This window comes from Staphylococcus sp. HMSC063F05, assembly GCF_001837075.1.
In the GTDB taxonomy this organism is placed as follows: Bacteria; Bacillota; Bacilli; order Staphylococcales; family Staphylococcaceae; genus Staphylococcus; species Staphylococcus epidermidis.
This window is the reverse complement of record NZ_KV831341.1, coordinates 1-22,498: the sequence shown is the minus strand read 5'-3', so window position 1 is coordinate 22,498 and position 22,498 is coordinate 1. Positions and strand designations below refer to the sequence as shown.

At 32.0% G+C, this 22,498-nt stretch carries 22 protein-coding genes; 18 read left to right on the top strand and 4 right to left on the bottom strand.

Going from position 1 to position 22,498, the window contains the following annotated elements; translation table 11 throughout:
- The first annotated feature begins 16 nt into the window (after positions 1-16).
- The 6 genes from HMPREF2576_RS06725 to HMPREF2576_RS06700 all read left to right on the top strand — a co-directional run bounded on the left by HMPREF2576_RS06725 (position 17) and on the right by HMPREF2576_RS06700 (position 5,369).
- The gene (locus HMPREF2576_RS06725; RefSeq protein ID WP_002485259.1) at positions 17-673 is read left to right on the top strand and encodes an SDR family oxidoreductase; all 657 of its coding nucleotides are present in this window, start codon (positions 17-19) and stop codon (positions 671-673) included.
- Between the two features lie 641 nt (positions 674-1,314).
- Positions 1,315-2,253, top strand: coding sequence for a type I phosphomannose isomerase catalytic subunit (locus HMPREF2576_RS06720; RefSeq protein WP_070856266.1), 939 nt, complete (start codon positions 1,315-1,317; stop codon positions 2,251-2,253).
- Positions 2,254-2,307: 54 nt separating this feature from the next.
- Positions 2,308-2,535: a hypothetical protein gene (locus HMPREF2576_RS06715; protein WP_001829956.1), complete on the top strand. Its 228-nt coding sequence runs from the start codon at positions 2,308-2,310 to the stop codon at positions 2,533-2,535.
- A gap of 232 nt (positions 2,536-2,767) precedes the next feature.
- Complete coding sequence (locus tag HMPREF2576_RS06710; RefSeq protein ID WP_002470683.1) at positions 2,768-4,144, top strand: EVE domain-containing protein; 1,377 nt, start codon at positions 2,768-2,770, stop codon at positions 4,142-4,144.
- 180 nt (positions 4,145-4,324) lie between these two features.
- Positions 4,325-4,735 (top strand): thiol-disulfide oxidoreductase DCC family protein, encoded by a 411-nt coding sequence (locus tag HMPREF2576_RS06705; protein WP_001829885.1) that lies wholly within the window; start codon positions 4,325-4,327, stop codon positions 4,733-4,735.
- A 187-nt stretch (positions 4,736-4,922) separates the two neighbouring features.
- Entirely contained in the window at positions 4,923-5,369 is a 447-nt protein-coding gene (locus HMPREF2576_RS06700) for a Dps family protein (RefSeq protein WP_001829900.1), read from the top strand.
- A gap of 123 nt (positions 5,370-5,492) precedes the next feature.
- Here HMPREF2576_RS06700 and deoD read toward each other — a convergent pair whose 3' ends face one another.
- The gene (gene deoD / locus HMPREF2576_RS06695) at positions 5,493-6,203 is read right to left on the bottom strand and encodes a purine-nucleoside phosphorylase (protein WP_001829961.1); all 711 of its coding nucleotides are present in this window, start codon (positions 6,201-6,203) and stop codon (positions 5,493-5,495) included.
- Between the two features lie 207 nt (positions 6,204-6,410).
- Between deoD and deoC the strand changes: the two genes are divergently transcribed.
- The 4 genes from deoC to HMPREF2576_RS06675 are packed head-to-tail and all read left to right on the top strand — an operon-like array spanning position 6,411 to position 9,957.
- Complete coding sequence (gene deoC / locus HMPREF2576_RS06690) at positions 6,411-7,073, top strand: deoxyribose-phosphate aldolase (RefSeq protein WP_002458726.1); 663 nt, start codon at positions 6,411-6,413, stop codon at positions 7,071-7,073.
- 32 nt (positions 7,074-7,105) lie between these two features.
- Complete coding sequence (locus HMPREF2576_RS06685) at positions 7,106-8,407, top strand: pyrimidine-nucleoside phosphorylase (protein ID WP_070856264.1); 1,302 nt, start codon at positions 7,106-7,108, stop codon at positions 8,405-8,407.
- Positions 8,408-8,419: 12 nt separating this feature from the next.
- Positions 8,420-9,610: a phosphopentomutase gene (gene deoB / locus HMPREF2576_RS06680; protein ID WP_002494685.1), complete on the top strand. Its 1,191-nt coding sequence runs from the start codon at positions 8,420-8,422 to the stop codon at positions 9,608-9,610.
- Positions 9,607-9,957: a DoxX family protein gene (locus HMPREF2576_RS06675; protein ID WP_001829969.1), complete on the top strand. Its 351-nt coding sequence runs from the start codon at positions 9,607-9,609 to the stop codon at positions 9,955-9,957. The genes deoB and HMPREF2576_RS06675 overlap by 4 nt, the downstream gene beginning before the upstream one ends.
- Before the next feature lie 150 nt (positions 9,958-10,107).
- Here HMPREF2576_RS06675 and HMPREF2576_RS06670 read toward each other — a convergent pair whose 3' ends face one another.
- The gene (locus HMPREF2576_RS06670; RefSeq protein WP_001829929.1) at positions 10,108-10,578 is read right to left on the bottom strand and encodes an S-ribosylhomocysteine lyase; all 471 of its coding nucleotides are present in this window, start codon (positions 10,576-10,578) and stop codon (positions 10,108-10,110) included.
- Between the two features lie 227 nt (positions 10,579-10,805).
- On the opposite strand from HMPREF2576_RS06670, the gene HMPREF2576_RS06665 reads away from it, so the two are divergent.
- From HMPREF2576_RS06665 to HMPREF2576_RS06655, 3 genes are all read left to right on the top strand, one after another.
- Positions 10,806-11,990, top strand: a complete 1,185-nt coding sequence (locus HMPREF2576_RS06665; protein ID WP_002440552.1) for a M20 family metallopeptidase — start codon at positions 10,806-10,808, stop codon at positions 11,988-11,990.
- Positions 11,990-13,180 (top strand): L-aspartate--L-methionine ligase LdmS, encoded by a 1,191-nt coding sequence (locus HMPREF2576_RS06660; RefSeq protein WP_002440553.1) that lies wholly within the window; start codon positions 11,990-11,992, stop codon positions 13,178-13,180. The genes HMPREF2576_RS06665 and HMPREF2576_RS06660 overlap by 1 nt, the downstream gene beginning before the upstream one ends.
- Before the next feature lie 173 nt (positions 13,181-13,353).
- Positions 13,354-14,019 (top strand): DUF2750 domain-containing protein, encoded by a 666-nt coding sequence (locus HMPREF2576_RS06655; RefSeq protein ID WP_001829955.1) that lies wholly within the window; start codon positions 13,354-13,356, stop codon positions 14,017-14,019.
- 221 nt (positions 14,020-14,240) lie between these two features.
- Here the strand turns inward: HMPREF2576_RS06655 and coaW are convergent, their stop codons facing one another.
- Positions 14,241-15,038, bottom strand: a complete 798-nt coding sequence (gene coaW / locus HMPREF2576_RS06650) for a type II pantothenate kinase (protein WP_002440556.1) — start codon at positions 15,036-15,038, stop codon at positions 14,241-14,243.
- Positions 15,039-15,340: 302 nt separating this feature from the next.
- Between coaW and HMPREF2576_RS06645 the strand changes: the two genes are divergently transcribed.
- The 3 genes from HMPREF2576_RS06645 (at position 15,341) to HMPREF2576_RS06635 (ending at position 18,792) form a co-directional block, all read left to right on the top strand.
- A complete protein-coding gene (locus HMPREF2576_RS06645; RefSeq protein WP_002468299.1) occupies positions 15,341-16,201 on the top strand; it encodes a GNAT family N-acetyltransferase in 861 nt (286 codons plus the stop codon).
- 110 nt (positions 16,202-16,311) lie between these two features.
- Positions 16,312-16,848: a DNA-directed RNA polymerase subunit delta gene (gene rpoE, locus HMPREF2576_RS06640; protein ID WP_002468298.1), complete on the top strand. Its 537-nt coding sequence runs from the start codon at positions 16,312-16,314 to the stop codon at positions 16,846-16,848.
- A gap of 336 nt (positions 16,849-17,184) precedes the next feature.
- Positions 17,185-18,792, top strand: coding sequence for a CTP synthase (locus HMPREF2576_RS06635; protein ID WP_001829895.1), 1,608 nt, complete (start codon positions 17,185-17,187; stop codon positions 18,790-18,792).
- 226 nt (positions 18,793-19,018) lie between these two features.
- Here the strand turns inward: HMPREF2576_RS06635 and HMPREF2576_RS06630 are convergent, their stop codons facing one another.
- Positions 19,019-19,540: a DUF2529 domain-containing protein gene (locus tag HMPREF2576_RS06630; protein ID WP_001829945.1), complete on the bottom strand. Its 522-nt coding sequence runs from the start codon at positions 19,538-19,540 to the stop codon at positions 19,019-19,021.
- A 219-nt stretch (positions 19,541-19,759) separates the two neighbouring features.
- Here HMPREF2576_RS06630 and fdaB point away from each other — a divergent pair, with 219 nt between their 5' ends.
- Positions 19,760-20,620, top strand: a complete 861-nt coding sequence (fdaB, locus tag HMPREF2576_RS06625) for a class IIb fructose-bisphosphate aldolase FdaB (protein WP_001829938.1) — start codon at positions 19,760-19,762, stop codon at positions 20,618-20,620.
- A gap of 360 nt (positions 20,621-20,980) precedes the next feature.
- A complete protein-coding gene (locus HMPREF2576_RS06620) occupies positions 20,981-22,240 on the top strand; it encodes a UDP-N-acetylglucosamine 1-carboxyvinyltransferase (protein ID WP_001829922.1) in 1,260 nt (419 codons plus the stop codon).
- The last annotated feature ends 258 nt before the right edge of the window (positions 22,241-22,498 follow it).

Below are 22,498 nucleotides of genomic sequence, written 5' to 3'. Positions count from 1 at the left end.
AAGGAGGACGTTTGAAATGAGTATTTTAGTTATTGGAGCAAATGGAGGCGTAGGTTCTAAACTAGTAAGTCAATTAAATGAAGAACACGTTGATTTTACAGCTGGTGTACGTAAGGAAGATCAAGTTAAAGAATTAGAAAATAAAGGGATTAAAGCTACATTAATAGATGTAGAAAAAAATAGTATTAATGATTTAAAAAATATCTTTACAGATTATGATAAAGTTATCTTTTCAGTTGGATCTGGTGGAAGCACTGGAGCGGATAAAACAATCATTGTTGATTTAGATGGTGCTGTAAAAACAATTAAAGCTAGTAAAGAAGCGGGTATCAAACATTATGTTATGGTATCAACATACGATTCTAGACGTGAAGCATTCGATGCGAGTGGAGATTTAAAACCGTATACAATTGCAAAGCATTATGCTGATGATTACTTAAGAACATCAGATCTTAATTATACAATTGTACATCCAGGTTCACTTACAGATGATGCTGGAACTGGAAAAATAGAAGCTGATTTATATTTCGACAAAGCAGGATCAATTCCACGTGAAGATGTTGCTACAGTTTTAAAAGAAGTAGTAACTTCTGATGGTTTTAATAATCAAGAATTCCAAATTTTAAGTGGCAATCATGGTGTTAAAGATGCATTGAAAAACTATGAATCTTAAAATTTAAAATTAAGTACGTATTAAAAATTATTTGTCTTTTATAATACAACTTGATACAAAGTTCGTTCCTATTATCGTTAGAATTGTTGTAATTTGTTTTTAAATACTTCAATTTCTAATCAGTATTTGAGGGGGCAAGATAAGGAAATCAAAAGTCTTATCTTGTTCCCTTTTTATATTCAAAGTTAAATATTTTAATGAGTATAATTATACTAAATTTTCTACTTTTAAATGAACTTGAAAAGAGTGTAATGCTTGATTCTATTGAATCCAATTTAAAGCATTGTTATTTTAAAGGATCATTTTCAGAAAATAATGGTATAGTAATCAATAAAACGCTTTATTAGATTAGTAAAAATGATGCTATTCAATTTATTAGGCAGTTGATATAATATGTAAGAATCCTACGTCAAATGGACACAGGATAGAAAGTTTATAAAATGATAGTATATTCATATAGTAGTTTGTGAAATAATCATATATGCTACACTCAATACGAGTGAGAAAGATAGTTAGCTTCAAATACATATCTTAAAAGAAGGGCTATGTTGTATCAAAAGTAGTTTTATTATTTAACATTGTGTGATATTCAAGCATAGATAATGATTTAAGTTTAAGCTTTTAATAATGGAGGTGTGAACATGCCGTTATTTTTAAAACCCATTTTTCTGGATAAAGTATGGGGCAGTGATAATCTTCGTCAATTTGGGTATCAACTACCTAATAATCACATAGGTGAATGTTGGGGAATTTCAGCACATCCACACGGAAAAAGTGTGATTGAAAATGGTATATTTGCTGGTCAAACATTGGATCAAGTATGGAACAATCATAGAGAAATATTTGGATATTTTCCAAGTAAAGATTTTCCATTAATGGCTAAAATTGTAGATGCTGCTGCGCCATTGTCTATTCATGTACATCCCGACGATTCTTATGCATATGAACACGAAGAAGGTCAATATGGAAAATCTGAATGTTGGTACATCATTGAAGCTGATGAAGGTGCAAAGATTACTATAGGTACGTATGCGAAATCTCGTGATGAATTTGAAGAGCAATTGGAGCAAGGTACATTTGAAAATTATTTGAGAACAATACAAGTGCAACCAGGTGATTTTTACTTTATACCAGCTGGAACGATACATTCTATAGGTGCAGGCATTATGGCGTATGAAGTCATGCAATCATCAGATATTTCATACAGAATTTATGATTATCATAGAAAAACTGATAATAGCGAGGAACGTGAATTAAATATAGATAAGGCATTAGATGTTATTAATTATTCAAATGAACTACCTAATATCACTCCTCAAAATGAAGTGATAGAAAATCACAATTGTACACATATTGTATCTAGTGATTTTTTTACTATGGTTAAGTGGGATATTTCTGGAACTCTAAATTATATGAAGCCTAGAGAATTTTGTCTTGTTTCTGTTTTAGATGGACAAGGTAAACTTATTGTAGATGGTGATATATATGAAATATCTAAAGGTTCAAACTTTGTGTTAACTTCCGAAGATTTAGATAGTGTTTTCGAAGGAGATTTTAAACTAATCATTAGTTACATTTAATATATATTAAAAATATACCAATTTAAGTATAGGTGATATAAGGAGAGAGGCTTTGTGAAGCAATTTATATATATTTCTCTAGTTTGTGGCATTATTTCCGGAGCAGGGATATTTTTACAATTACCACATTATCCATCTATGATGATTCCAAGATTTGTGGCGATTCTTGGAATAATTAGCGCTGCAATCACAATAAGAGATAAGGAAATAAGTGGTATGCTTAAACTTGGTGGGATAATGATTAATATAATGCCGTTACTTGGGAGTGTCATTGCTAAATAAAAGATGATGATATGCAAGTGTCTAACGATGATACTTGCATTTTTAATTTTTAAAATCAACTTTTAATGATAAGTGTTGTTTAGAATAGTGGATGATATTATGATAAAATAAATGAAAATATTTAATAATAATGATGATCACATTAAAGTGATTACTGATGAAACCCATGGTTGTTTAAAGTGAATGATATGAAAATAGAACATAAATTAATTTTAAGATAAGGAGCATTATAATGACTGAGGAAATTAACTATTTTTGGCTTAATTGTGGTTACAATAGATGGAATCATAATGAACCATTAGTGGGACAGACAGCGTTATTTGAATCTGGCGCACATTTTAATCCTACACAAGGATATAGAGCATTTAAAAAAGCTAAAGCTGGAGATCAAGTGATTTTCTATCAAGTACAAACAGATTCTGGACTTTTAGGTATAGGTGAAATTATAAGTGTGCAATCCGGTGCTCAAAATAAAATAAGAGTAGAATTTAAATTTAAAGAAACGCTAAAACCACTTACAACGGATTATCTTAAAAGAAGTGAAACACTCGATTTTCGTATGAGTAACATGAGGGAAACACTTTTCAACCAAATCAGAGAGTCAGAATTTGAGTTAATAGTTAGTTTAGGTAAAGGAAAATCGAAAATTCCTCGATATTTTTTATTAGCAGAAACAGAAGCGTTTGAACCTGGTAAAAACTATACTATATTTACTCATACATTTAATGGAATCAAAAGGAATGGTTATCATTTTTACACTCAACTAGAGGTGGGTGATAACATTATTATATATAATAAATATCAAAACCAATCGGTTATCGGTATTGGCGAAGTATCAAAGCATATACATGAGAAACCACCTATACCAGGTCGAACGAATAGTACAGCTATTGAAATTTTTTATGAGAAAGATATCAAGCCCATTTCATTAGGTCATTTAAATAAACATCCTAAATTGAAGAATCTGTACTTTTTACAAGAAAATGCGAAACAGTCAATAGCAAGTATGTCACAAGCTCAATACGATGCCATTTTGGACATGAGTATGAATAATGGTATTAAACATCCTTTTGAAACAGTAAAAAAAGCAGAACTATCAACTCAAAATGCTGAAGATGATAGTTTAAAACCTTTTGTATTATTAGTTGTTGAACAAAAAGGAGAAGGCTTAAAGGCAGCTGAAGAATTACTCCAAAAAACAAATGCAAACCCTGTGATTACTAGCGGACATCCAGATTTTACTGAAGATATGCTTTATGGTAAATATTTACCTAATGAGTCAGGAGCGCTATATTATCGTGAAGGATTCATCACACATCTAATGCCTAAGAAAGATAAAAGTTATTTAGTCATTGATAACTTCAATCGCATCGATGTAGATATTTTCCAAACATATATTAATGTACTTGAAGGCTATGAAGTGACATTACCGAGATATAATAAAGATGGAAGCATGATTAAGTGGTCAAAAAATAAAGATTCTTTTTATCATTTTAATCCTAATTGGCATATTGTTGGTATTACATATGACTCTATAGAAAAAATTAAGCAAAAATATTCGTCACAGTTTTTAAAATATACGCGTATCGTCAAAGTGAATCATGACTAATCGTGTTATCAGTCGTATGAAGAACACATAACTGATTCATTTTATAGAGTAGGTTATAACTATATATTTCCTAGTGATTTAAACCTTGTTAAGTTAGAATGATGTTAACTTAATAAGGTTTATTTATTATACCTAAATGGGAATATAAATAATTAAGCAATGAAAAAGGAGTGTATACACATGCCAATAATTTATTATGATGGAAATTGTGTTTATTGTTATAACTATGCAATTTGGTTAATTCAAAACGGACTTTCACATAAATATGAGTTTGCAACAATTAAAGGTCAAATAGGTAAACAATTTTTTGAAAATTATCCTGATGCTCAAAATAAGAATAGTGTTATTCTTCAAAAAGGAAATCATTTAGAATTTGAATCACAGGCTGTTGCAACATTGATATCGTCACTACCTAATCACTCTAAATTTCTTGGAATAGGATTAAGATTAATTCCTAAACCACTAAGAGATTTAGGATATCGATTATTTGCAAATAATCGAGATAAAATGTGGAAAACACATTGGCACAAGCCAACTGATTATGAAAAATCATTTTTTCTTGATGATAATGAAAAAATCAAACTAACCTAATTGATAAAATATAATTTAATTGATAATAAAAGAAGATGAACAAGCTCAAAATTAAGATCATTTAGGCAGATGTTTTGAGAAATTAAAGTATTATTTATTTTGTCTCTTAGTGTTATTTTACTTTACAAATTAGAATTATTATAATATAATAACCATTGTAAAAATGAGGTTCGAAGGAGTGTTTGATATGAGTCAACAACAAGATGTAGTCAAAGAATTAAATCAACAAGTCGCAAACTGGACGGTAGCTTATACAAAGTTGCATAATTTCCATTGGTACGTTAAAGGTCCTAATTTCTTTTCTTTACACACAAAATTCGAAGAATTATACAATGAAGCTAGTCAATATGTTGATGATTTAGCAGAAAGAATTTTGGCAATAGGTGGTAATCCAATTGGAACACTTTCCGAGTGTTTAGATAAATCAATAGTAAATGAAGCAGGAAAACATTATTCAGCTGAAGAAATGGTAGAAGAATTGTCTAAAGATTTTTCTAAAATCTCTAAACAATTAGAACAAGCAATTGAAGTGGCGGGAAGTGCTAGTGATGACGTTTCAGAAGATATGTTTATCGGCATGCAAACTTCAGTTGATAAGCATAATTGGATGTTACAATCTTATTTAGGTCATTAATTTTTAATAACTTACATTTTAATTTTAAATTGACGATCTCAAATATTTTAAGTGTAGCTATTAGAAAAGAGTGGGACGACAAACGCATTTAGTGTTTGTCATCCCACTCTATTTTTATATTTTCTATTCAGCTATTTCGAGCGCTATTTCCATCATTTGAGTAAATGATGTTTGTCTCTCTTCTGCACTAGTGGCTTCATCTCTTAGAATATGATCACTTACTGTAAAAATACCTAAAGCCTTTTTATTTGCATGGATGGCATTTAAATATAGACCTGCAGATTCCATTTCGATACCTAAGATACCCATCTTTTTCCATGAATCATTAAAAGTTGAATCAGCATTATAAAATGTATCAGATGACAAAACGTTACCTACATGTGATATGGCACCAATTTCATCAGCAGCTTTCTTAGCTTTAGCTACTAGATTAAAATCAGCAATAGGCGCAAAGTGACCCGGTATATTAAATTGATCAACATAATTTGAGTTTGTGGAAGCGGCTTGTGCAATAATCACATCATATAAATTGACATCTTCTTGAAGAGCGCCACATGAACCTACGCGAATGATTGTATCCACATCAAAGAAATGGTAAAGTTCATAAGAATAAATACCAATACTTGGAATTCCCATCCCAGAGCCCATCACAGAAACTTCTTTGCCTTTATAAGTTCCTGTGTAACCAAACATATTACGTACTGTATTGAATTGTTCAACATTTTCTAAAAAATTTTCAGCAATATATTGAGCACGTAATGGATCGCCTGGCATTAATACAGTTTTAGCTATTTTAACTCCATTTGGGTTAATGTGAGGTGTACTTTCTGTCATAATATATCTTCTCCTTAATAGTCAGTTCGCAATATCATTATAACCGTTATATTACCATTTTAAGATAACATTTGTTTATCTTTTTTGCGAATTTTTGTACTATATAATTGAAGGTAAATATGTTTTGTTTTTTAACGATATATTAAAGTTATATGAAGATTTATTATTTGGAGATAGTAATAAACTAAAAAACATGGAGGAAAAATGATGAATAAAGCAAAATTGATAGACCATACATTATTAAAACCTGATTCAACAAAGGAACAAATAGATACTATTATAAATGAAGCAAAAGCATATCAGTTTAAGTCTGTATGTGTGAACCCTACACATGTACAATATGCATCTGAACAACTTAAAGGAACAGACGTTTTAGTGTGTACTGTTATTGGATTTCCACTAGGTGCAACAACTACAGCGGTTAAATCTTATGAAACAAAAGATGCGATTAACAATGGTGCCCAAGAGATTGATATGGTGATAAATATTGGAGCACTTAAGGATGGCCGTTTTGATGAAGTGCAAAATGATATCGAAGCCGTCGTTCAAGCAGCCAATGGTAAAACAGTTAAGGTAATTATTGAGACTGTTTTATTAACTGAGAAAGAGAAGATTAAAGCATGTCAATTATCTGAAGCGGCAGGTGCACATTTTGTTAAAACATCCACAGGTTTTGCTGGTGGGGGTGCAACAGTTGAAGATGTAAAATTAATGAAAGATACTGTTGGTGATCGTTTAGAAGTAAAAGCGTCAGGCGGCGTGAGAAATCTAGAAGATTTTAATAATATGATTGAAGCGGGTGCTACACGTATTGGTGCTAGTGCCGGTGTGCAAATTATTCAAGGACTTGAATCAAATACTGATTACTAATACTAAATTTATGTCTAAAGGAATGATGAATAATGAGAATGATTGACATCATAGAAAAGAAACGAGACGGTAAGTCATTAACAAAAGAAGAAATAGAATTTTTTGTAAACGGATACACTCATGAGGAGGTTCCAGATTACCAAGCTTCAAGTTTAGCTATGGCGATATTCTTTCAAGATATGAATGATGAAGAAAGAGCGGCATTGACAATGTCAATGGTTAACTCAGGAGAGAAGATCGACTTAAGCGATATCAATGGTATTAAGGTAGACAAGCATTCTACAGGGGGCGTCGGTGATACAACGACACTCGTTCTTGCCCCATTAGTAGCGGCAGTAGGTGTTCCAGTTGCAAAGATGAGTGGTCGTGGTCTAGGACATACGGGGGGGACGATAGATAAATTAGAATCAGTTAAGGGATTTAATGTTGAAATCAGTGAAAAAGATTTTATAAAACTTGTAAATGATAACCAAGTAGCAGTAATAGGCCAATCAGGCAATCTCACACCAGCTGATAAAAAATTATATGCACTACGGGATGTAACAGGGACAGTTAATTCTATTCCTCTAATCGCTTCGTCCATAATGAGTAAGAAAATTGCTGCTGGCGCAGATGCAATTGTTCTAGATGTCAAAACTGGCAGTGGTGCGTTTATGAAGACGCTAGATGATGCCGAAGCGCTTGCGCATGCGATGGTAAGAATTGGTAATAATGTAGGTCGTAATACGATGGCTATTATTTCAGATATGAGTCAACCTTTAGGAAATGCAATTGGTAATGCGCTCGAATTAAAAGAAGCTATCTCAACATTAAAAGGAAATGGGCCGAAAGACCTAACAGAGCTTGTGTTAACACTTGGTTCTCAAATGGTTGTCTTAGCTGAACAAGCAACATCTTTAGATGAAGCGCGTCAGATGCTAATCGATGCTATAAAAACAGGCAAAGCTTTAAACAAATTCAAAACATTTCTATCGAATCAAGGAGGAGATGACTCTATTGTGGATTCTCCTGAAAAGTTACTTAGCGCGAAATATCAAGTTGAATTTAAAGCTAAAAAAGATGGTTATATAACTGAAATAATAGCTAATGAGATAGGCGTTGCTTCAATGATGTTAGGCGCTGGTCGTCAAACAAAAGAAGACGTTATTGATTTAGGTGTAGGTATCGTGTTAAATAAAAAAGTAGGAGAACATGTTGAGAAAGGTGAAAATATTTTAACTATTCATACCAACACCAAAGAGATCGATGATATTTTATATAAACTAGACAATAGTATTACTATTGAGAGTAAGGGCGAAGCTCCAACCTTAATTCATAAAATAATAACCGAGTAGGAGATGTAAATGATGACTACACCGTTCAAAAGAATTCATCTAATAGTTATGGACTCAGTAGGTATAGGCGAAGGTCCTGATGCAGCGGCATTCAATGACGAAGGATCACACACTTTAAAGCATACTTTAGAAGGATTTAAGCAAAAGTTACCACATCTAGAACAACTTGGATTAGGAAATATTGCACCGCTTCCTGTTGTTTCAAAAGTAACGCATCCGGGTGCATTTTATACCAAACTAAGTGAAGCTTCAGTAGGCAAGGATACAATGACAGGACATTGGGAAATTATGGGGTTAAATATTATGCAACCATTTAAGGTTTATCCAAATGGTTTCCCAGCAGAGCTTGTTAAAGAGATTGAATCAATGACTGGACGCAAGGTTGTAGCAAATAGACCTGCTTCAGGAACTCAGATTATTGACGAGTGGGGCGAACATCAAATGAAAACTGGAGATTTAATAGTTTATACTAGTGCTGATCCAGTCTTACAAATTGCTGCACATGAAGACGTGATTCCACTTGAAGAACTTTACGAGATTTGTGAAAAAGTTCGTGAACTAACAAAAGATCCTAAATATTTAATAGGGAGAATCATTGCTCGACCATATGTTGGTGAACCTGGTAACTTCACTAGAACTTCTAATCGACATGATTACGCGTTAAAACCATTTGGACGAACAGTGATGAATAGCCTTAAAGATAGTGGTTATGATGTAATCGCGATTGGTAAAATTAACGATATTTATGACGGTGAAGGCGTGACAGAAGCTATACGTACTAAAAATAATATGGACGGTATGGATCAATTGATTGAAGTTGTAAAAAAAGATTTTGAAGGTATCAGTTTCCTTAATTTAGTTGATTTTGATGCATTGTATGGCCATCGTCGTGATAAAGAAGGGTATGCTCAAGCAATTAAAGATTTTGATCTTCGTTTACCTGAATTAATGAATCATTTAAGAGAAGATGATTTAGTTATTATTACAGCTGATCATGGTAATGATCCAATTGCTAAAGGTACAGATCATACACGTGAATACATTCCACTTTTAATGTTTAGTCCGAAAATTAAAGATTATCATGAACTTTCACAAGACACGACATTTAGCTCTATCGGTGTTACAATAGCAGATAACTTCAACGTAGAATTACCTAAATATGGAAAAAGTTATTTAAAAGAAATGGGGGTTGAGCATCAATGAAAGTTTTAAGATTCTTATTAGGACTAGCATTTGGAACAGCTGGTGTTTTACATTTTACTAGAGAGAGACAATTTAGAAATATTGTTCCAGATTATTTACCTTTACAAAAAACTGCTGTATTGGTAACAGGTGTTATAGAAATCTTTTTTGGTATCATGTTGCTTATTAAAAGACCAGCATCATGGTTGAAAAAGGGTATTAATTTATTCTTGTTAGCAGTGTTCCCAGCAAATATTTATATGGCTCGTAAAGGATTGCCATTAGGTGACAAAGAACTACCTAAATGGGCACTTTATTCGAGATTACCATTGCAATTTGTGCTTATTAAAGCCATTAAAAAATTATAATTTTTACAGAAAATAAGACCTTCTAAAATGCTAACTAGTTAGTATTTTAGAAGGCTTTTTTATAAAAAAGAGAAACATCGAAGGGAAGATTCATTCGACATTTCTCCATAATGATATTAATTAAGCTTTTATGCTTAGTTGTATTGTTAATTATTTACCTTCTCCGTAGATGTCATTCCATTGCTCTCTTTTATCTAAAAATGCTTGAGCAATTGTTTTAGCACCTTCTAAAGAATGACTTGCAGCCCAACCACATTGAACCTCATTACAAGCTGGGACTTCGCTAGCATTTAACACATCATGCAATGTTTGATCGATAATATTTAATACGTCATCGTAGTCGTCATGATTAATAAATGAAACATAGAATCCAGTTTGACAACCCATAGGACTTAAATCTACTACTTTATCAGTATGATTTCTAATGTTTTCTGCCATTAAATGCTCTAAGGAATGTAGACCAGGCATATCCATATGTTCCTTATTGGGCTGTTTGAAACGAATGTCATATTTGTGTATGACATCACCATTAAGACCTTCCATAGTCCCGGCTAGACGAATAAAAGGTGCAACAACCTTAGTATGGTCTAAATTAAAGCTTTCTACATTCATTTTAGTCATGCATTTATCCTCCTTATTGCTCTACAGCAATTTTTTGTTTAATTCAATAAATAGATTGTAACAATACTCTAATACATTTACAATTTTTCTAAACTAATAGACTGTTGTCTTTTAAATTGTAAGAAAATTGTGTAAAAATTAATGACAACCAGTATTAAATCCGATAAAATAAGTAATAATTAAAAAAGAATGATTGATACGCAAAGTTTCAAAGGGAGTTAGATACAATGCATAATAAACAAAAGATATTAGATTTTATAGAAAATAATAAATATGATTATGTAGAAATAAGTCATCGTATTCATGAACGCCCTGAATTAGGCAATGAAGAAATTTTTGCATCGAGAACATTAATTGACCAATTAAGAGCAAATCGATTCGAAATCGAAACGGATATTGCAGGACATGCAACAGGATTTATAGCAACGTATGATTCTGATATGACTGGACCGGTTATAGGATTTCTAGCTGAATATGATGCTTTACCTGGTCTTGGTCACGCATGCGGGCATAATATTATTGGTACTGCTAGCGTACTTGCTGCAGTAGCACTAAAAGAAGTCGTCGATGAAATTGGTGGTAAAGTAGTCGTTTTGGGATGTCCTGCTGAAGAAGGTGGGGAAAATGGCTCCGCAAAAGCTTCTTATGTTAAAGCAGGTGTCATTGATGAAATTGATGTAGCATTGATGATTCATCCTGGAAATGAAACCTATCGTACAATTAATACTTTAGCTGTGGATGTTCTAGATATTAAATTCTATGGACGTAGTGCGCATGCATCTGAAAATGCAGATGAAGCATTAAACGCTTTAGATGCAATGATTTCATATTTTAATGGTATAGCACAGTTAAGGCAACACATTAAAAAAGGACAACGAGTTCACGGGGTTATTTTAGACGGTGGTAAAGCGGCTAATATTATACCTGATTTTACACATGCGAGATTTTATACTCGAGCTACTTCACGGAAAGAACTTGATGTTTTAACTGAAAAAGTAAACCAAATTGCAAGAGGTGCTGCGATTCAAACTGGGTGTGATTTTGAATTTGGTCCTATCCAGAATGGTGTAAACGAATTTATCAAAGCGCCTAAACTTGATGATTTATTTGAAAAATATGCAACTGAATTAGGAGAAGAAGTGATTGATGATGATTTTGGTTATGGATCTACAGATACAGGTAATGTAAGTCATGTTGTACCAACTATACATCCACATATTAAAATTGGTTCTCGAAATCTTGTAGGACATACCCACCGCTTTAGAGAAGCGGCTGCAAGTTTACAAGGTGATCAGGCACTCATTCGAGGTGCAAAAATTTTAGCATTAATGGGACTAGAATTAATCGAAAATAAACCGTTGTTAGACGAAATAATTGAAGAGCATACGCATATAAAGGGGCATGTTAAGTAATGAATAATAAAGTAAATGGTCCGTTTCTCACACTTAGTGATTTGTATAATGATGACATTGTTTACACATCTCGACCTTCATATGTGTCGAACCCATGGTTGAAACCAGATGAACACCAATCAAATTTCTTAACTGGAAGAGAATTACTTATAGCTAATCGTTTTCCTGTCATTGTTCATGAGGCAAGTGTTACAAACAAATTAGAACAACTTTTTAATATAGTGGGTAGGGAAATTCCACCACATACTTATAAATTTAAAGATCAAGAAACATATGAAAGCTTGATAAGGAATTTAGCTCTTCATCAAGGTAAAAAAATCTACTTTCAATATATTCATAATGAAGATATTTTACCTAAAGAATATTATGCACTTGATAAAGATGTTTTTGTTGCTCTTAATAATAAAGCACGAATTCCAGAATGGACTAATAACAAATATCTACCACAAAGAGAAATTGTCTCAATTAAAGATTTTGAATCTCGTATTCAAGCATGGTCGTATCCATTTGTCATAAAACCAGGCGATGATTTACCTACAGCAGGAGGATATGGTGTTATGATTTGTTATAATGATACAGATTTAGATAAAGCTATCACACGCATCAACAATGCATCAGCAGAGACTGAACATTTAATCATTGAGCAAAAAATTAATGCAGTGAATAACTATTGTGTACAATTTGCTTATTCAGATGATATTGGTATCAAATACTTAGGAACAGCGCAACAGTTAACTAATGACTATGGATTTTACAACGGAAATGAAAATGTTAATGATGTGCCTCAGAATGTAATAGACGCTGGTAGAGAGATTATGGAAATAGGCGTAAGCAAAGGTTTTTTTGGTGTAGCAGGTTTTGACTTACTAGTAGATGATAATAATGATGTTTATGCGATTGATTTAAACTTTAGGCAAAACGGATCAACGAGTATGCTACTTTTAGCAAAAGATTTAACTCATGGATATCATAAATTTTACAGTTACTTTTCTAATGGAGATAATACAAAATTCTATAATGCTATTTTAAAATACGTAGAATTAGGTGTACTTTATCCACTTTCCTATTACGATGGAGATTGGTATGGAAAGAATCAAGTTAATTCTAGATTTGGCTGCATTTGGCATGGGGAAAATAAAGAATTAATTAATCAATATGAACAACAATTTATATTGGAAGCTGGATTATAAGTGTATGATTCTTTAAGAATATTAAGTAGTGTTTGATAAAAAAGTTAGAATAATCAATCATGTCCCAGTTTACAAATAAGATTTGAATTTTAACATTATTGACTATCAATCGTTAGTATTTTAAGATTTAAAGTAAGAAACACTATGAATAACTTATGAATTGAGGGTTAAGTATGTCATACAAATATGAAGCATTTTTTAAAGATATTTTGATTAATGAATATATTTATTTTGCTTCAAAAAATAAAAAATTAATTAGAATACAACATGAGAATTTGCCATATATTGCTATGTGGACAGACGAAAATGTTGCTGAGTCTTATTTGTTACATCATTCAATTGATTACGACAAAATCATTAGAGCAGATATTGACCGTTTTGTAACATATGAAATGGATGAAATCTTTGATCCAGGTGACAAAGTTTTAGTTAATGTGAATAATGGTGAAGAAGGAAACATTGTAGATATAGTTAAAATGACTGATGAGTTGATGTCTGAATTAGATGATATAAGAATGAGAGAGTTTATTAAAGATGTCGCAAAATATGACGAAGTATACGGATTGACAAACAAAGGTGAAAAGAATTTTATTATGATTTCAGATGATGACCATAACAAACCACACATCATGCCTGTTTGGAGTATTAAGAGTAGAGCGCGTAAAGTACGTGATCAAGATTTTGAAGAATGTGATTTAATCGAAATTGAAGGTGAAGTCTTTAGTGAATGGTTAGACAAGTTACGCGATGATAATAAAGCAGTGGCGATTGATTTGAAATCAGGTGTTGTTGGTACTGTTGTATCAGCGCAAAAACTGTCAAATGAAGCAACATTTTAATTGATTATATTAGAAAAAGTCTGCGACATGTTTATAGTATTTACACCCCATAAGTTAGATTTTAATTTAACTTTTGGGGTGCTTTTTTTATAAACGAACATTATAAATTTGATATTAAAAAGATGTTTGAAGCTAAAAACTGAGAAAATTCAACGTATAAAGTAAGTTAGATGGTAAGGGAAGTAACAATCCATACCAATTTGCTTCCAGTCATTTTCCTATTAGAGGTAAAGTGCTCCTAAAGCGCCTGAAAAAGCACCATTCTCAATATAGTACGGTTTAAATCCTCTTAGAACAGTGTAATTTTCAACAACTTCACGTAGTAATTGATTGTTATTAAATGATGAACCGATATATACAACGTGATTAGTCTTATATTCACGTGCTAAAGTAATAGCCATAGTTGTTATAACTTCACCAACGACGCCAATTGCAGAGGCAAGTTTGTTAGCTGATGTAAACTGATTATCTAAGTGATGTAATACATTTCCAAAATTTGCTGCTGTTAAATCTCCAGGAATTGGTGGTTCAGTATCTTTATAAATATGTTTTACTTTTAAATCAATGGCATCACGATCTCCATTTTGAGCTAAATTCGTTAATTCTTTATAATCTGTTATATTGGACAATAAATAGCCTAAACCTTGTATCATCCCGCCTCCGGTACCTACACCTCCAACACGTTGCTGGTCTTTTCCATCAAAATAGTGGAAAGAAGTACCTGTACCTACATTAGCAAAAATGTAATGTTCAATTTGATGACCTTGTTCATCCAATAAAATTTCTAAACCTTTTGATGATGCATCGAACTCTACAAATATTTCAGGGGAATGATGAATTTGATCTGCTATTACTCCAGCATTTCCACCTGTAAGCTTTAATGTTTCGATTTCTTCATTGTTAAGCCAATCTATGACTTTTTGGATATTAGTTGTTAATTCAGTTCTGTAATATCTACGATTGTCATGCTCTTGTACAATTTTAATTAAAGTCCCTCCGGCATCAATTCCAATCTTCATATGTCTATCACTCCATAACAATTATTGTCACTCATTATAGTATAGTAAAATAACTGAAAAACAAGTGAATATTTATAGAAAGCTCTTATTAAGGTACACTTATGTTAATAATACAGTTAATAATAAACATAGGGTAGTCATTATAGTGATGACATAGATATTGATAAAATGAGGTTGTAATGAGTTGAATTAGGGTAAAATGATGTTGAGCAAGGGAAAATGTTATACATAACTAGTCCGATAGTCATAATTATTCAATTCATATATAATATAAGTGGTAATTAATAGATAGGGGTAAAGCAATGTTTATAAAAAAAGATTTTGATGATATTACAGTTCAAGTATTTGAAGAAAAATATAGAGATGCACTTAACCAATTTGAATTAAGTGAACGACAACAAATATATTCTTCATTGCCTCAAACTGTTTTAGATGATGCATTAAAAGATGAAAATCGAATTGCTAATGTAGCTTTAAATAAAGAAGGAAAAGTAGTGGGGTTCTTCGTATTGCATCGTTATTATCAACATGAAGGTTATGATACACCAAACAATGTTGTTTATGTACGTTCATTGTCAGTTAATGAAAAGTTTCAAGGCCATGGATATGGGACAAAAATGATGATGTTTTTACCAGAGTATGTTCAAGCATTATTTCCTGATTTTACACATTTATACTTAGTAGTAGACGCTGAAAACCAAAGTGCTTGGAACGTTTATGAACGTGCAGGTTTTATGCATACAGCTACAAAAGAAGAAGGACCTATTGGGAAAGAAAGACTTTATTATTTAGATTTAGATTCAAAACATGTATCTTCTTTAAGGCTAAAAGAGGGGGAAGCCGCATATAATGATGATATTCACGTGATTAATTTGCTTAAAGATGATGTAAAGGTAGGCTTTATTGCACTAGAACAAAATGATAATAAAATGAATATTTCTGCAATCGAAGTTAATAAGCAAAATAGGAATGAGGGAATTGCAGAAAGTGCTTTACGCCAATTACCAACGTATATACGTAAACAGTTTGAAGACATTGAAATTTTATCAATTACTTTATATGGCGAACGTAATGAATTAAAACCATTGTGCTTGAATAGTAATTTTGTAGCAATAGAGGAAACTGAGGATTATACACGTTTTGAAAAATATATTAATTATTAACAGTGATTGCTAAATCACAACTTGTCATTTATAATTTATTTTTGTTACTATTAACAAATGATTATTTGACGTTAATTTAAAGAAAATCCTTTGAAAGGAAGTATTTTTATATGAAAATTCAAGATTACACAAAAGAAATGGTTGATGAGAAATCATTCATCGATATGGCCTATACTTTATTAAATGATAAACAAACAACGATGAATTTATATGATATTATTGATGAATTTAAATCTTTAGGCGGATATGAGTATGAAGATATTGAAAATCGAATCGTACAATTCTATACCGATTTAAACACTGATGGTCGTTTTTTAAATGTAGGAGAAAATCTTTGGGGTCTACGTGATTGGTACTCTGTAGATGATATTGAGGAAAAAATCGCACCAACAATTCAAAAATTCGATATTCTAGATGACGAAGATGAAGAAGATCAAAACCTTAAATTATTAGGTGATGACGACGCTGATGAAGATGACGATATTCCTGCTCAAACAGATGATCAAGAAACATTAGACGAGTCAGATAATGATGAAGATGATGTTGAAATGAATGAAGCAGATATCGTTATTGATGAAGACGAAGACGAAGATATTGCTGAAGGTGAAGAAGAAGCCTTTGAAGACGCCGAAGACTTTAATGATTAATCAAGTAACTATATTTTAATTTAAAAATATGTCTCGCTTTATAACAGAAACATTAAAGTGGGACTTTTATTTTTATTTAAAAGGTGGTAGTATTTTATTTGGGCTCCTTTAATTAGGACACGTGTATTAAATAGATACGCTCCCCTTACAATTGCTGTGAGAGGGAGCGATTTTTTTATTTTTAATATTCATAATGAAATGTAAAAGTGAATCAAATTGTTGAGTAATATACCAAATTTATTTCATTATTATTGTTAAATACATAGGTTACTCACAGTTTTTAATAGATTTTATCAATCATTAAATAGTTTACTAAATTTTACAGGAGGTCAGACAATGACAAAGTTTATTTTTGTAACAGGCGGGGTTGTGTCATCATTAGGAAAAGGAATAACAGCCGCTTCTCTAGGAAGATTACTTAAAGATAGAGGACTTAAAGTTACAATACAAAAATTCGATCCATATTTAAATGTAGACCCAGGCACAATGAGTCCGTATCAACATGGTGAAGTGTTCGTTACAGACGATGGTGCTGAGACTGATTTAGACTTAGGACATTATGAACGTTTTATAGATATTAATTTAAATAAATATTCAAATGTTACTGCCGGAAAAGTATATTCACATGTGTTGAAAAAAGAACGCCGTGGTGATTACTTGGGTGGTACTGTACAAGTTATTCCCCATATTACAAACGAAATTAAAGAAAGATTGCTATTAGCTGGTGAGAGTACTAATGCGGATGTTGTAATTACTGAAATTGGTGGAACAACAGGTGATATAGAGTCTTTACCTTTCTTGGAAGCCATTCGTCAAATTAGAAGCGACTTAGGTCGTGAAAATGTAATGTATGTACATTGTACTTTGCTACCATATATTAAAGCTGCTGGGGAAATGAAAACAAAACCTACACAGCACAGTGTTAAAGAATTACGAGGTCTAGGTATTCAACCTGATTTAATAGTAGTACGTACAGAATACGAAATGACACAAGATTTGAAAGACAAAATCGCCCTATTTTGTGATATCAAAAAGGAAAGTGTTATAGAATGTAGAGATGCAGATTCTCTTTATGAAATTCCGTTACAACTTAGTAAGCAAAATATGGACGACATTGTTATTCAACGTTTACAATTAAATGCCAAGTATGAAACGCAATTGGATGAGTGGAAACATCTATTAAATACCGTTAATAATTTAGATGGTAAAATTACAATCGGTTTAGTTGGTAAATATGTGAGCTTACAAGATGCTTATCTATCAGTTGTTGAATCACTTAAGCATGCTGGTTATCCATTTAAAAAAGACGTTGTGGTAAAATGGATTGATTCAAGTGAGGTCAATGATGATAATGTTGAGGCTTATTTATCCGACGTTGATGGTATTTTAGTTCCTGGTGGATTTGGATTCAGAGCAAGTGAAGGTAAAATTGCAGCTATTCGTTATGCCCGTGAGAATAACATACCATTCTTTGGCATTTGTCTAGGAATGCAATTGGCAACTGTTGAATTTGCGCGTCATGTTTTAGGCTATGAAGGTGCGCATTCAGCAGAATTAGATCCAAGTACACCATATCCAATTATAGATTTATTACCAGAACAAAAAGATATTGAAGATTTAGGTGGAACCTTAAGACTTGGTCTTTATCCTTGCCACATTAAAGAAGGTACATTGGCAGAGAAAATTTATAATAAAAACGATATTGAAGAACGTCATCGTCATAGATATGAATTCAATAACGAGTTTAGGGAACAATTAGAAAGTAACGGTATGGTATTTTCAGGTACAAGTCCAGATGGTCGTTTAGTAGAAATTATTGAAATACCTAAAAATGATTTCTTTATTGCATGTCAATTCCATCCTGAATTCTTATCAAGACCTAATCGTCCACAGCCTATATTTAAATCATTTGTAGAAGCGGCGTTGAATTACCAACAAAAATAATTGTTTTGATACGCAAACAATATAAAAATAAATAAAAATGGTCATTTCCTTAAAAGCAAGAAGGAAATGACCATTTTTAATTGCCTGTTAAAACTTTAACAGTGTACTTTATTTATCATTATAGATTAGATGTTTTGGTTATAATTATTATACGTTGTTGCTTCATCAGTTAATCACACGGATGAAATTATTTTATAGAAAATAATTGAACGACTTCACACATATTCTATAAATCTAGGTCTCTAGTCATCTCAATCATTTGAGTATAAATATCATAATAAATATAATTTAAGGCCATCGGATGTGGTTGAATGATTTTATCATAATCTTCTGTGTAAACAATGGGCCTAGGTGTTGATAAATTAACATAATGAATTAAATGATTAGGAAAATCATCTCGTTTAGGGTTATTACAAATAAGCACTAAATCGACATCTAAATCAATAAGTTGAAGTACATCACTTTCAACTTCCGAAGTGTAGTATGGTGAAAATAACAGTACCCTATCTGTTGTATCTATATCGTTAAAATTTTGTAAATCTTCAAGTGGTAAGCTAGACGCTAATTTTTCATGGCTTTGTAATATGAATGACTCATAGAATTTTAAATCATCGTAGCCTTTGATATAGACATGTCCTTCTCCACCAATTGCTTGAATGAGACATTGAGCTGCCATTTGAATATCCAACTCTTGTTTTTCAAGCCGATTAAAAATACCAGTTAATTGTGTGTTTAAGATTTTTGACATTGTAAACCTCCAATCTCTTTACTGAAATATTGTAAATAATCCTAGATAGATATGCAATATGTGAACATTTTTCGAAATGTATTCGCTTCCAAAAACGTAAAAACAACTAATTATAAAAAATATCAATATTAAATAAAATATTCGAATGCAATCAGTATATATTTTTGATATAATGACGTTGAAAAAAACGTGCACTGTTGCACTCAAGGAGGAACTTTAATGCCTTTAGTTTCAATGAAAGAAATGTTAATCGATGCGAAAGAAAACGGTTATGCGGTTGGTCAATACAATCTTAATAACCTCGAATTTACACAAGCTATTTTAGAAGCGTCTCAAGAAGAGAATGCGCCAGTTATTTTAGGTGTTTCTGAAGGGGCAGCTCGTTATATGAGTGGTTTTTATACAGTTGTGAAAATGGTAGAAGGTTTAATGCATGACTTAAACATCACAATCCCAGTAGCAATTCATTTAGACCACGGTTCAAGCTTTGAAAAATGTAAAGAAGCAATTGATGCTGGATTCACATCTGTAATGATTGATGCATCTCATAGTCCTTTTGAAGAAAATGTTGAAATCACTTCTAAAGTAGTTGAGTATGCTCATGATAGAGGCGTTTCTGTAGAAGCTGAATTAGGTACAGTTGGTGGACAAGAAGACGACGTAGTTGCTGATGGCGTTATCTATGCAGACCCTAAAGAATGTCAAGAATTAGTAGAAAAAACTGGAATTGATACTTTAGCTCCAGCATTAGGTTCTGTACATGGACCATATAAAGGTGAACCTAAATTAGGATTTAAAGAGATGGAAGAAATTGGTGCTTCAACTGGATTACCTTTAGTATTACACGGTGGTACAGGTATTCCAACTAAAGATATTCAAAAAGCTATTCCTTATGGTACTGCTAAAATTAACGTGAATACTGAAAATCAAATTGCGTCTGCTAAAGCAGTTCGTGAAGTATTAAACAACGACAAAGATGTGTATGATCCACGTAAATATTTAGGACCAGCACGTGAAGCAATTAAAGAGACAGTTAAAGGTAAAATTAGAGAATTCGGTACTTCTAATCGCGCTAAATAATTTAAATATCTTTGCTATTGGTCATTGAACATAAGTTCAGTGGCCTCTTTTTATGCTATAATAATGACAGAAATTTACATTTTATGGTTACAATATTCAATTTCGGGAAGGTTTTATATAATAAAATAGCTTACAAACGAATAATTAACAAAATAAATGATTAATTGAAAAGATAAGTGGTATTAGTTCATTGACGTATTCTTAGTCGTAATTAGCAATCTTTATAAAAAACAAAATGATGCTATAAATAAATTGTATTTATTTATTGTAAAAATAAGTATTTTACAAATAAAGTAAAATTATCTTATAATGCTAATAATGTGATATTTTAAAAAGAAGGAAACAAAGGAGAAAAGTGATATGGCTCAAGAGGTAATAAAAATTAGAGGTGGACAAGCACTAAAAGGAGAAGTAGAAATTAGTGGAGCAAAAAATAGTGCAGTTGCTATTATCCCCGCAACTTTATTAGCTCAAGGACAAGTAAAGTTGGAAGGCCTTCCTCAAATCTCTGATGTCGAAACTCTAGTAAGTTTGTTAGAAGATTTAAATATTGAAGCAAGATTAAATGGTAAACAATTAGAAGTGGATACTACACAAATAGAGAATGCACCTCTACCTAATAATAAAGTTGAGTCTTTACGTGCTTCTTATTATATGATGGGCGCAATGCTTGGTCGTTTTAAAAAATGTGTAATTGGATTGCCAGGTGGATGTCCACTCGGGCCAAGACCTATTGATCAACATATTAAGGGATTCAAAGCATTAGGAGCAGAAATTGACGAATCTAGCAATACATCCATGAAATTAGTAGCAAAAGAACTTAGAGGCGCTCATATATTTTTAGATATGGTAAGTGTTGGAGCGACGATTAATATTATGCTTGCGGCAGTCCATGCCAAAGGTCAAACTGTTATTGATAATGCAGCCAAAGAACCTGAAGTCGTAGATGTTGCAAACTTTTTAATGAGTATGGGTGCTGATATTAGAGGAGCAGGTACAACATCAATAAAAATCAATGGTGTTGAGGAACTAAAAGGTTCAGAGTATCAAATTATTCCGGACAGAATTGAAGCTGGTTCTTATATGTGTATGGCCGCAGCAATGGGTGAGGAGGTCATTTTACATAATATTGTTCCTAAACATGTTGAAGCTTTAACTGTTAAGTTGCAAGAGTTAGGTGTAGATATTGAAATTGAAGATGAAAAAATAATCATTCGTAAACAAACACCGTATAAAAATGTAGATATAAAAACGCTTGTTTATCCAGGTTTTGCAACTGATTTACAACAACCTATTACACCATTATTATTCATGACAGAAGGACCTTCGTTTGTGACTGATACTATTTATCCAGCGCGTTTTAAACATGTAGAAGAATTACAGCGTATGGGTGCTAATATTAAATCGGATGAGGGAACAGCTGTGATTAAACCTTCGACACTTAATGGAGCTGAAGTATATGCAAGTGATTTACGCGCAGGCGCTTGCTTAATTACTGCAGGTTTAATAGCTGAAGGTGTGACGACAATATTTAATGTAAAACATATTTATAGAGGATATACTAACATCGTTGAACATCTTAAAGCACTTGGTGCTGATATTTGGACGGAAACGGTATAATTCTTAACACAATTTTTAAATTAACAACATTTATATTTGAGTGATATGAAATAGTGAGTGTATCAGAATTCATGTTAAATACGTTGTTTCTTTACAACAAACCCTAAACTTGTAATGTCTGAAAAATAATCTTATGAATCAATCGAATTTAGGATGTTGGAATAGAGTACAAAAAGACCGATTTAAGCGCAATTTTAATTTAGTGATTGACTTACCTATAAGTTAAACATACTAAGATTAGCTATGAAGAAATCTATG